The organism is Chloroflexota bacterium, from assembly GCA_018648225.1.
Lineage (GTDB): Bacteria > Chloroflexota > Anaerolineae > Anaerolineales > UBA11858 > NIOZ-UU35.
On sequence record JABGRQ010000061.1, the window covers coordinates 50421 to 60767 of the forward strand.

A 10347-nucleotide genomic window follows, 5' to 3' on the forward strand; every position below is an offset into this window, starting at 1 on the left:
CAACCTGTAACCTTAAATTTGCAACTTTCAACCCAAAAGGAAGGTTTTTATGTACATAATCGGCGAAAATATCCACATCATTTCCCCAGCGGTCAAAGAGGCGCTGAAGAACCGCGATCGCGAATATTTCAAGGAAGCGGCGCTGAAGCAAGTGGAGGCTGGCGCCCAGTGTGTGGACCTCAACCTAGGGCCGCGCAAAAAAGATTGGGAAGAAGTTTTCCCCTGGATGGTTGAAACCGTGGAAACTGTGGTGGATGTGCCCCTGTGCATTGATACCACCAATGTCAACGGCATGGAAGCCGCCCTTAAGAAAATTACCAAAGCCCAGCCGATTCTAAACTCCACCTCCGCAGAGCCGGAACGTCTCGAAAAAGTGCCCGCATTGGCGAAGAAATACAATGCTCAAATGATCGCCCTGACGATGCTAAAAAGCGGCATCCCCGTGGGCGCTGATGAGCGCGTAACCATTGCCCTCGAGCATCTCATCCCGCGCTGCCTGGAACTGGATTTCCCAATTGGCGATTTGATTATTGATCCATTGGTGCTGACGGTCTCCGGCTGCCAGGAATACTGCCCGGAGCTGATCGAAGCTGTGCGCACGATTCAGTTTGCTTGGGACCCTCCCCCAAAGATTTCGGTTGGACTCTCGAATGTCTCCAACGCGGTGCCGCACAAAAACCGACCGTTAATCAACAGCGTGTACTGTGCCATGGTGATGGGTGCCGGTTTACAGATGATGATCGCCAACCCACTGGAGAAAGAGTTGATGGATGTCATCCGCATTGTGGAGACTCGCGATGAGAGCACCCCATTGGCGAAACTATACCTCACCATTAATGATCGGGTTGCCAATATGGAATATCCCACCATTGACGATGTAGATACGAGTGATCCCGAGCAAATGGCTGTCTGGAAGACAGTACAAATTTTGCTCAATCAGGTTATCTACGCCGATTCGTATCTGGAGCAATAGGCCATCAGGCTTCGCGGTTAAATTTCTTCTGTTCATTTGTAAAGAAACCACAGATGAACGCAGATACCCTAAAGGGCACGCGTAAATGCTGATTATTTGCTTTTTGTACCGCGTGAATCTGTGTTTATCTGTGGTTTAGTTTTCTCTTTTTGGTGGCACCCACCCCCGAGCGAGTCCTGAAAACCATAATCGTGGATATTGTCGTCATCTTTGGTGTAGTCCATCACTTAGCGGGCGAGACATGCTCTTATACGATTCTATTTGTCTGAAAATTGCGCTAAAATCTGGCCGTAGAACAGGAGTATCCCATGAATGAGTTGCGAATCGATGCGTTATTGCCGACCGAGATCGCCAGGCGGGCAGAGTATATTGGTGTTCGCAAGACCGAAATCAGCACCATGCGAATATTTGCATTGGCGTTATTGGCGGGGGCTTTTATTGCTATGGGCGCGGTCTTTCAGACAACCGTGGCAACCGGTACAGAGGGACAATTTCCCTATGGTGTGACAAAATTATTGGTGGGTTTGGTTTTTAGCCTGGGGTTGGTTTTGGTGGTGATTGGTGGCGCAGAGTTGTTTGCAGGCAGCAATCTGATTGTCATGGCCTGGGCCAGCGGCAAAATCAGCGCCAAAGCGCTGCTGCGCAACTGGCTGATCGTTTATTTAGGAAATTTTGTTGGCGCTGTCAGCACAGCCTTACTGGTTTTTTTGAGTAAGCAGTATATTTTTAGCGATGGTGGGGTAGGGATTACCGCACTGAACATCGCAAACAGCAAGGTTGAGCTAGAATTTATCCCCGCGCTGGTTTTAGGCATTTTATGTAACGCTTTGGTATGTTTGGCGGTGTGGCTTACTTTTAGTGCGCGCAGCGTAATTGACAAGATCGCAGCCATTATATTTCCGATCTCTGCGTTTGTTGCCGCAGGGTTCGAGCATAGTGTAGCTAATATGTATTTTGTACCAATGGGGCTGTTTATCAAGAACCTTGATCCTGCATTTTATTACAGCACGGGCCTGGCCCTGCCAAATCTGACCTGGGGCGCATTTTTTATAAAGAATCTATTACCTGTCACGATTGGCAATATCATTGGCGGCTCTCTATTTGTAGCAGGCATCTATTGGGTAATTTTCTTGCGCGAAATCGAATAAAATCGAGCTTGAAAGGAGAAAATCATGAAGGCATATGTTTTGATTTCTGTCCGCACAGGCGATTTGCATGCTGTGGTGCGTCACCTGCGCAGCGTTGACGGGGTTGTGGAAGCCAGCATGACCTTTGGCCCTTATGACGCTGTTGCCACGGTTGAAGCCGAAAGCGTTGAGAGCATCGGCAAAATTCTCTACTCACAAATTCAACCCATTCCGGGCATTCTCGAAACCCTGACCTGCTTGGCCGTTAATATGGAATAGCTATTCGGAGCCGTTGCGCAGGCTGATATAATTTGAAAAACGATGAAGACCCTCAAGGTCTTTGATGGAACTACACCTATGAGCGACAAAAAAGTCTGGTTATTGGGGGAACCGCTTCTCGAAGATGCTGCGCCAAACCCGTTAGCAGAGCGGGCGGATGAAATGCGTGCCGAATTGCAGAATATGAACCCGGAGCGGGTTGCCTTGCGAACGGGCGCCATCTACACCCCCGCGGGAGATACGCGCGGGGCGTTCAAGTTGACTCTGTGGGATAAAGAAGTCTTGTTCGCCTTTCCAGCGTTTTCAGCCACAGATGCCCACAATGGCGCAGAACTCAACCCTTTCGACCAGACCATGCTGCTGTACTATTTCCATCTTTCCGATGGCACGCCGCAATCGGGTACCTGGATTGCATTTACCGAGTTGCCAGATGGAAAATTTTACACGCAGGCTTTTCAGGGATACACTGGTCAGGCATTGACACAGGCATTTGGTAACGACACCGATGCGTTTTCGCAAGCTGCGGAGCAATTGAATGGTCGGCGTGAATTTTTTGGCAATCTGGCGTATTCGTTTCAGGTATTGCCGCGCTTGTCGCTAATGGTGGCCTGCTGGCTGGGCGATGAAGATTTTCCCGCTTCGTATCGCGTTTTATTTGATGCCTCCGCCGGGCATCATCTCACTACCGATGCTTGCGCGATTTTGGGCAGCCAGTTAACGCAAATGCTGATAAAAGCAAGGTGAAGATTTTTAATCGTACATCAATTTGAACGCGGATTACGCGTATATGATGGGTTTAAACGGATAAACAAAAAATATCCGCAAAAATCTGCCTAATTCGCGTAATCCGCGTTCTATTCAGGAAGTAGGAGCAACAATGAAATTAGCTATTAGTGGTAAAGGCGGGGTGGGCAAAACTACGCTCACCGCGCTATTAGCTCAAGCCTATGCCGCTGTCGGCCGCGAAGTTTTAGCTGTAGATGCTGATCCATCCCCATGTCTGGCGGGAGCATTGGGTTTTCCCGAAGAAAAACTGGCGAAACTAAAGCCCATCGCTGAGATGGATAAACTCATCGAAGAGCGCACGGGTGCAAAACCGGGCACAACCGGCGGGTTCTTCACCCTTAACCCGCGCGTGGATGATATTCCGGAGCGCTTTAGCGTGCTGCACCGCGGTGTGCGCTTGCTGGAGATGGGTTCAGTCGATTTGGGTGGTTCGGGATGTATTTGCCCGGAGGCCGCCATGCTCAAGACACTCTTCACACATTTGCTTTTCCGCGACGAAGATGTGTTATTTATGGATATGTATGCCGGTGTAGAACATCTCGGGCGTGCCACGGTGGATTTTGTGGATGCGATGATTGTGGTCGTTGAACCGACGCGTCGCAGCATTGGCACCGCGCGCCAGATTAAGAAACTTGCCAATGATATTGGGCTGCAACGTCTCTGGCTTGTCGGGAACAAGGTCCGCAACCCGGATGAAGAAAATTTCCTTCGAGCAGAATCACCCGGAATTCCAGTTTTGGGCTTCTTGCCTGCCGATATGGGTGTTCAAGAAGCGGATCGGCTGGGAATCCCGGTTTATGACCACGTACCCACTTTAAAGGTATCTGCCGAAAAAATGGCACAAATTCTTGCAAAAGAGATCAGCAATAGGAGTAAGGCATGACCATCACAATTGCATTAGCTGGAAAAGGCGGCGTAGGAAAAACCACGATTGCCGGAATGGTGATTAAGTATCTGGCAGAAAACCAACCCGGCGCGGTTTTGGCTATTGATGCTGATCCCAGCAGTAATTTGAATATGGTGTTGGGGCTGGATTTAGACTGGACGGTAGGTGATATTCGTGAAGATATGCTTTCTCAGGTACGCCAATCGCTAACTCAAACGGGTGCGGCAATGGGCGCGCTGCCCGGCGGGATTACTAAAGCCGAGCATCTGGATTATGAGATTCGTTCTTCGTTGGCTGAAGGCGATAAATTTGATCTGATTGCGATGGGGCGCGGCGAAGGGCCGGGCTGCTATTGCGCTGTCAATCATAATATGCGTGAGGTTATCGATGCAATTGGTGGCGGCTACCAGTTTGTGGTCATCGATAATGAAGCCGGAATGGAACATCTCAGCCGCCGTACTACGCGGGATGTGGATCATTTATTGGTTGTCAGTGATCCAACGCAGCGCGGCATTGTGACCGCCGAACGCATCGCAGAAATGCGCGCTGAGTTAGATGTGAATGTCACCAACGCCTATTTAATTGTGAATCGCCTGATGGGTGAAGTTCCTGCTCCCTTGCAGGCACGCATCGACAAAATGAGTATCCCTCTTCTGGGCACGATTCCTGCCAACGAAGAATTAACAGAATTTGAATTCTCAGGTCGTCCGCTGGTCGAGTTGGGCGGTCAATCGCCCGTGTATCAGGCGATTGCCGCGATGATGGAACAAATGTTGGCATAAATGTAAGCGTCAAAAAAAGCCTGAACACGCGTCATTCTGAACGGAGCGCAGCGGAGTGAAGAATTCCTGAACCGGAATGTTGAAAAACGCCTATGCGAGTGATGAATCAAGCCGCTTTGAAGGGCTTCGCTCGCTACGCTCGGAATGACCACGATGGTTTCGCTGTTCAAGCTACTATTGACCCATACATAATGTTGGCATACAGCAAGAAAAATGTGCAGGGCAGAGGACTAATTTTATTGCGTGCACAAAATTTGAGATGAATTGTGCTGATCTATGGAAGTTTGGGCACAAGCTAAATCTCTGAGGAAACCAGCAAGCCACGAATTTTCTCCTGGCTTCCTTATAAGACCAGCATAAGATTTATTGTTCAAGGCAATCTTGACTGCTACAAAATTGGAGATTATTGGTATGTCGAAAGAACTTGCTACTTTAGGTGGGGGTTGTTTTTGGTGTCTTGAACCGCTTTTCGCTGAATTGCGCGGCGTAGACGCGGTGACATCTGGCTATTCGGGCGGAGCGGCTAATGCCAGCTACGAAGAAGTTTGCTCTGGAAGCACGGGTCACGCCGAAGTGGTGCAGATTGCCTTTGATCCGCAGATGATTGGCTTTGATGATTTATTGCGCGTATTTTTCACCGTGCATGATCCGACCACGCCCAACCGCCAGGGCGCCGATGTAGGCACGCAATATCGCTCGGCGGTTTTCTATCACAGTGAAGCGCAACGCGAAATTACAGAACAGGTGATGGCGGAAATTGAAGCGCAAAAAATTTGGCCTGCTCCACTGGTGACCGAATTAACCCCCTTTGATGAGTTTTTTCCGGCGGAAGCGTACCATCAAGATTATTATGCGCGCAATCCTAACCAGGGCTATTGTCGGGTGGTGATTGCCCCCAAGGTGGCGAAATTTCGCAAACTGTATGCAGAACAATTGAAAGTATAAATTCGTCGTGTTTTACACTTTTTAGGTTCTTTGGGAATCGCCGGGCAACCCTGGCGATTCCTTTTTTATATCAATCTGGGCGGCGGAGCGCCTGATCGATAGTTTGGGTTGGGGCAGATGCAAAATAAGGATCGGCACGAATGACAAAACGCACAAAGGCCGTATAATCGGCTGCGCCGTTGCTGCGTGGGGCATACTCAAAGATGGTTTGCTTCTGCGCTGGGGCTTCGGCCAGTTTGACATTATTGCGAATCGGCGGGGCAATTTTTTCGCCAAACATGCGCTGCAATTTATCAAGAATCTGGCGGTCTTTACGCAAATGTCCGGTATAAACCGTTGGCAGAATACCCGTCAGTTGAATACTATGATTAGGAATACGGCTGACCGCTTTGAGCGTGCCGATAACTTGCTGCGTGCCCAGCACCGAGAAATGACTCATCGTCATGGGGATAATCAACTCGTTAACGTAGAGCAACCCGTTTTCGCTAATCAGTGTGATGGAGGGGGGAAAGTCGACGATAATGTAGGAGTAGTTATCATCAGCGTTACGCAGTTTATCGGAGAGCACGCGGCGGGCCACGCGCAAATTGCCCAGTTCCCAGAGTTCGCGCTCAGCTTTGACGAGCGAGCGGTCGCTGGGGATGATGTCGAGGTTGTGGCGTGCCGGGTAGATGCAGGCCGATGGTTCCACCTGCCCGCGTAGTAACTCAGAGAGGGAAGCGTTATACTTCACGCCAAGATGGACGGCTGTATTTCCCTGGGGGTCCAGGTCAACACATAACACGCGCGCCCCGCGCTGAGCGAGTCCCGCTGCTAGGTTCACAACGGTGGTTGTCTTTCCGGTTCCGCCCTTGTAATTCAAAATTCCAATCACCCGGTTGATGCGTTCATCCATACTCGCCTCACTTCAATTGCTATTTTTACTCGCCTGCTATTGATTATAATCTATGTAAATTCAGGCATCCGAAATTTACAGCGTGTGATGTAAAATCGCGGATGTTTCTATTATGAAAAGGACCTTTTATGAACGTCATCATTGATATTGCGATTGTGCCCATCGGGGTTGGGGTTTCGCTCTCGAAATATGTGGCGGCCTGCGAGCGGGTGCTGCTCGAGGCCGGGCTGCAACCCCAACTGCATGCCAACGGTACCAATGTGGAGGGTGAATGGGAGGTCGTTTTTGCCGCCCTCAGACGCTGCCACGAAACCCTGCACAGCATGGGTGCGCCGCGGGTTTCTACCAATCTGCGTCTGGGCACGCGCAACGACCGTTTGCAGCGCATGGCAGAAAAAATCGCCAGCGTTGAAGAAAAACTCGCCGAAGAAAGGACATAAGCATGAATATGAGCGCACGCGCAGAAGCCATTCGCCGGGCAAAAGAATATCTGGCGCAGCAACCTGTTTTTCTGGATACCGAAACCACCGGCATTGGCCCGAATGCTGAAATTGTGGAGATCAGCGTTGTGGATTTTGATGGCACTGTATTAGTGGATACGCTGGTCAAGCCGCGTGGGGCAATCGAATTGGGCGCGCAGCGCGTCCACGGAATTACAGCGGAGATGCTGGACTCGGCTCCGGGGTGGGATGTGGTATGGCCTGAAGTGAAAATTGCCCTCGCGGAGCGCGCAGTTGGCATCTTCAACGCCGATTTCGACACTCGTATGATGCAGCAATCGCACCAACTCAACCGAATGCAATGGCAGCAGCCGAAAGGGGAGTATTTTTGCGTCATGCGCCTATATGCGCAGTTCTACGGGCAGTGGAATTCCCGACGGGGGTCGTATCGCTGGCAAAGCCTGGAGAATGCCCGCGCTCAATGTCGCCTGCAAACCCCCAACAGCCACCGCGCTTTGGATGATACGCGTCTGGCGCGTGAAGTGCTGCTCTATATGGCCGCCGCACGGGCCTGACCTTGATGATATAATCACCAAAATATCATCATAAGGTTTTCGCCGTCGCGAATGAGAAATTCGAAAAATAGGGGGTATAGGGCGCTACGCGCCCTATACCCCCTATTTTTCGGCAGTTATTTAGGGCGTGTTGAAAACACCAGGAAGATAATTCTTTACTACACACGAAAGGATAAACCAATGCAATGGAAACAACCCCCGGCAATGGAAATTGACGCCGAAAAAAACTACCAGCTCGCCATGCAAACCAGCCGCGGCCTGATCGAGATTGAATTGTATGCTCAACACGCCCCGAAGACGGTGAATAACTTTGTCTTCCTTGCCCGCCAGGGATTTTACGATGGCATCAAATTCCATCGCGTGATCAACAATTTTATGATCCAGGGCGGTGACCCCACCGGCAGTGGCCGCGGCGGCCCCGGCTACAAATTTGAAGATGAAACCGCGGGCAACCCGCTGAAACATGAAACTGGCGTACTCTCGATGGCCAATGCTGGCCCGAATACCAATGGCAGCCAGTTTTTTATCACCCATTCGCCGCAGCCGCATCTGAATGGCAAACACACCGTTTTCGGCAAAGTCACCAGCGGCATGGATGTGGTTAACGCCATTCGCCAGGGCGATGTGATGGAAAGCGTCGCTGTCAGCGAAGCGTAGTAGAAACAAGCTAACCACAGAGTACACAGAGATATTTCTCTGTGTACTCTGTGGCTTATTCTTTGTTCAAACGAAAAATGCCTAAATTAAAAATCATCGTCAATCCAAATTCGGGACGCGGCGAGGGCTTACGCTCAATCCCGCAAATTGAAGCCTGTTTACAGGCCCACGCGCTGGACTATGATCTGGTGCAAACTGAGCGACCCTGGCACGCAGCGGAACTGGCCCAGCAGGCTGTCTTGGACGGCTTTGATATTGTTGTGGCCGCAGGCGGCGATGGCACGGCCAACGAAGTGCTCAACGGCCTGATGCAGGCAAAACATGCCGGATCGCAAGCCGCAATGGGCGTGCTGCCCGTGGGGCAGGGCAACGATTTCGCCTTTGGCATGGGCATCCCGCAGGATTTGGAATCCGCCTGCCAGGTGTTGGCCGATCAGCAGCGCCGCACCATTGATGTTGGCCGCGTCAGCGGGGCGTTGTATCCGCAGGGGCGCTACTTTGGCAACGGTATTGGCGTGGGTTTTGACGCCGTGGTTGGTTTTGAAGCTCTCAAACTCACTCGCCTGCACGGTTTTCCGGCCTATCTGGTTGCCGCGCTGAAAACTATTTTTCTGTATTTTCAGGCCCCCAAAGTTCGGCTTGATCTCGACGGCGAAAGCCTTACCGTTTCGGCGTTGATGGTCTCGGTGATGAATGGCCGTCGTATGGGTGGCGGGTTCATGATGGCCCCGGATGGCGACCCGGAAGATGGGCTGTTTACCCTGTGCATTGCCCAGGAAGTCAGCAAGTTGGGGATTTTAAAATTGATCCCGCGGTTCTTGGCTGGGACGCAGGCCGAAGATCCGGCGGTATTATTCAGGGATTCGGCGCGGGTGCAGGTGACCGCCCTCGAGGGGGTACTGCCCACCCACGCGGATGGGGAGACGGTCAGCACTGAGGGGCGGGAACTGCTGATTGAACTGTTGCCAGCCTCGCTGGAGGTTTTGACTCCCCGATGAGCGGGTTTTCCCCTTCGTTGAAATTTAAAGTAGTAACGGCTGCCGTCCACGGTTGGACGAATCTGGTCTGCCGGGTGGATGATGCGGAAATGGCGCGAATTCCCGCCGAGGGGCCGCTGATTATCATCAGCAACCACATTAATTTTCTCGAAGCTCCGGTGCTGTATACGCGCTTGCGTCCGCGCCCCACGACTGGTTTTGCCAAAATCGAGAGTTGGGAGAAGTCGCTGTTGGCCTGGCTGTTCAACACCTGGGGCATTATTCCCATTCGGCGCGGCGAGGCCGATATGAAGGCCCTGCGCCGCGGGGTGGCCGCGTTGAAAGAAGGCTATTTCTTGGCGGTGGCTCCCGAAGGCACACGCAGTTACGACGGGTGTTTGGGCAAAGCCCACGCCGGTGCGGTAACACTGGCCCTATTGAGCGGCGCGCCGTTGCTGCCAATTGCGCATTATGGCGCCGAAAATTTTAGCGCCAATATTTCGCGGCTGCGGCGCACCGATTTCAATATTCGGGTGGGGCGCCCCTTTATGCTCGATGCTGGTGAGGCGCGGGTAAACCGTGAAGTCCGCCAGCAGATGACCGCTGAGATAATGTATCAGTTGGCCGCGTTAATGCCCGCTGAATATCGCGGCGAGTATGCCGATATGACGCAGGCAACGCAAGATTATTTGAGATTCAGCATATAATGGAACGCGGATACTCTAAAGGGCACACGCGGCGCGAATTGGGCAAATTTATGTGGATCAAAAAAAGATTCCATTGCAAAGAATTCGCGAAAATTGGTCAAATTGTAGTGGTCAGAATGATATAGAACACTTGCTTTTGTCATTCTCCCGAAGGACATCGGGACGATGTGAGGAGCAAAGCGACGAAGAATCCCTGGCATAGTGTGTCATTTATGTCTGTGCAGGCTTATTGTTACTGATCTCTGCAGGGATTCTTCGCTCCGCTCAGAATGACATCCTTGTTCGTTATCCTTTTGATTCGAACAAAAAATCGGTTAA

At 51.3% G+C, this 10347-nt stretch carries 13 protein-coding genes; 12 read left to right on the forward strand and 1 reads right to left on the reverse strand.

Annotated elements, in window-relative coordinates:
* Positions 1 to 49: 49 nt before the first annotated feature.
* The 7 genes from HN413_04425 (at position 50) to msrA (ending at position 5778) form a co-directional block, all read left to right on the forward strand.
* On the forward strand, positions 50 to 973 hold the full coding sequence (locus tag HN413_04425; protein MBT3389635.1) for a dihydropteroate synthase: 924 nt from the start codon (positions 50 to 52) through the stop codon (positions 971 to 973).
* 308 nt (positions 974 to 1281) lie between these two features.
* Positions 1282 to 2121: a formate transporter FocA gene (locus tag HN413_04430; GenBank protein MBT3389636.1), complete on the forward strand. Its 840-nt coding sequence runs from the start codon at positions 1282 to 1284 to the stop codon at positions 2119 to 2121.
* A gap of 24 nt (positions 2122 to 2145) precedes the next feature.
* Positions 2146 to 2379, forward strand: coding sequence for an Lrp/AsnC ligand binding domain-containing protein (locus tag HN413_04435; protein MBT3389637.1), 234 nt, complete (start codon positions 2146 to 2148; stop codon positions 2377 to 2379).
* A 78-nt stretch (positions 2380 to 2457) separates the two neighbouring features.
* A complete protein-coding gene (locus tag HN413_04440) occupies positions 2458 to 3123 on the forward strand; it encodes a DUF3786 domain-containing protein (protein MBT3389638.1) in 666 nt (221 codons plus the stop codon).
* 133 nt (positions 3124 to 3256) lie between these two features.
* A complete protein-coding gene (locus HN413_04445) occupies positions 3257 to 4048 on the forward strand; it encodes an AAA family ATPase (protein MBT3389639.1) in 792 nt (263 codons plus the stop codon).
* On the forward strand, positions 4045 to 4833 hold the full coding sequence (locus HN413_04450) for an AAA family ATPase (protein ID MBT3389640.1): 789 nt from the start codon (positions 4045 to 4047) through the stop codon (positions 4831 to 4833). The genes HN413_04445 and HN413_04450 overlap by 4 nt, the downstream gene beginning before the upstream one ends.
* Before the next feature lie 411 nt (positions 4834 to 5244).
* Positions 5245 to 5778, forward strand: a complete 534-nt coding sequence (gene msrA, locus HN413_04455; protein ID MBT3389641.1) for a peptide-methionine (S)-S-oxide reductase MsrA — start codon at positions 5245 to 5247, stop codon at positions 5776 to 5778.
* A gap of 70 nt (positions 5779 to 5848) precedes the next feature.
* Here msrA and HN413_04460 read toward each other — a convergent pair whose 3' ends face one another.
* Positions 5849 to 6673, reverse strand: a complete 825-nt coding sequence (locus HN413_04460; protein ID MBT3389642.1) for an AAA family ATPase — start codon at positions 6671 to 6673, stop codon at positions 5849 to 5851.
* 128 nt (positions 6674 to 6801) lie between these two features.
* Between HN413_04460 and HN413_04465 the strand changes: the two genes are divergently transcribed.
* The 5 genes from HN413_04465 (at position 6802) to HN413_04485 (ending at position 10029) form a co-directional block, all read left to right on the forward strand.
* Positions 6802 to 7113, forward strand: a complete 312-nt coding sequence (locus HN413_04465; protein MBT3389643.1) for an MTH1187 family thiamine-binding protein — start codon at positions 6802 to 6804, stop codon at positions 7111 to 7113.
* 2 nt (positions 7114 to 7115) lie between these two features.
* Entirely contained in the window at positions 7116 to 7688 is a 573-nt protein-coding gene (locus tag HN413_04470) for a 3'-5' exonuclease (GenBank protein ID MBT3389644.1), read from the forward strand.
* A gap of 180 nt (positions 7689 to 7868) precedes the next feature.
* Entirely contained in the window at positions 7869 to 8345 is a 477-nt protein-coding gene (locus HN413_04475; GenBank protein MBT3389645.1) for a peptidylprolyl isomerase, read from the forward strand.
* 77 nt (positions 8346 to 8422) lie between these two features.
* Complete coding sequence (locus HN413_04480) at positions 8423 to 9343, forward strand: diacylglycerol kinase family lipid kinase (GenBank protein MBT3389646.1); 921 nt, start codon at positions 8423 to 8425, stop codon at positions 9341 to 9343.
* On the forward strand, positions 9340 to 10029 hold the full coding sequence (locus HN413_04485) for a 1-acyl-sn-glycerol-3-phosphate acyltransferase (protein MBT3389647.1): 690 nt from the start codon (positions 9340 to 9342) through the stop codon (positions 10027 to 10029). The genes HN413_04480 and HN413_04485 overlap by 4 nt, the downstream gene beginning before the upstream one ends.
* The last annotated feature ends 318 nt before the right edge of the window (positions 10030 to 10347 follow it).

Coding starts and splice junctions, on each gene's coding strand:
- HN413_04445 (MBT3389639.1), top strand. CDS start 3,257: ATGAAATTAGCTATTAGTGGTAAAGGCGGGGTGGGCAAAACTACGCTC.
- HN413_04425 (MBT3389635.1), top strand. CDS start 50: ATGTACATAATCGGCGAAAATATCCACATCATTTCCCCAGCGGTCAAA.
- HN413_04485 (MBT3389647.1), top strand. CDS start 9,340: ATGAGCGGGTTTTCCCCTTCGTTGAAATTTAAAGTAGTAACGGCTGCC.
- HN413_04460 (MBT3389642.1), bottom strand. CDS start 6,673: ATGGATGAACGCATCAACCGGGTGATTGGAATTTTGAATTACAAGGGC.
- HN413_04470 (MBT3389644.1), top strand. CDS start 7,116: ATGAATATGAGCGCACGCGCAGAAGCCATTCGCCGGGCAAAAGAATAT.
- HN413_04475 (MBT3389645.1), top strand. CDS start 7,869: ATGCAATGGAAACAACCCCCGGCAATGGAAATTGACGCCGAAAAAAAC.
- HN413_04430 (MBT3389636.1), top strand. CDS start 1,282: ATGAATGAGTTGCGAATCGATGCGTTATTGCCGACCGAGATCGCCAGG.
- HN413_04450 (MBT3389640.1), top strand. CDS start 4,045: ATGACCATCACAATTGCATTAGCTGGAAAAGGCGGCGTAGGAAAAACC.
- HN413_04440 (MBT3389638.1), top strand. CDS start 2,458: ATGAGCGACAAAAAAGTCTGGTTATTGGGGGAACCGCTTCTCGAAGAT.
- HN413_04435 (MBT3389637.1), top strand. CDS start 2,146: ATGAAGGCATATGTTTTGATTTCTGTCCGCACAGGCGATTTGCATGCT.
- msrA (MBT3389641.1), top strand. CDS start 5,245: ATGTCGAAAGAACTTGCTACTTTAGGTGGGGGTTGTTTTTGGTGTCTT.
- HN413_04465 (MBT3389643.1), top strand. CDS start 6,802: ATGAACGTCATCATTGATATTGCGATTGTGCCCATCGGGGTTGGGGTT.
- HN413_04480 (MBT3389646.1), top strand. CDS start 8,423: ATGCCTAAATTAAAAATCATCGTCAATCCAAATTCGGGACGCGGCGAG.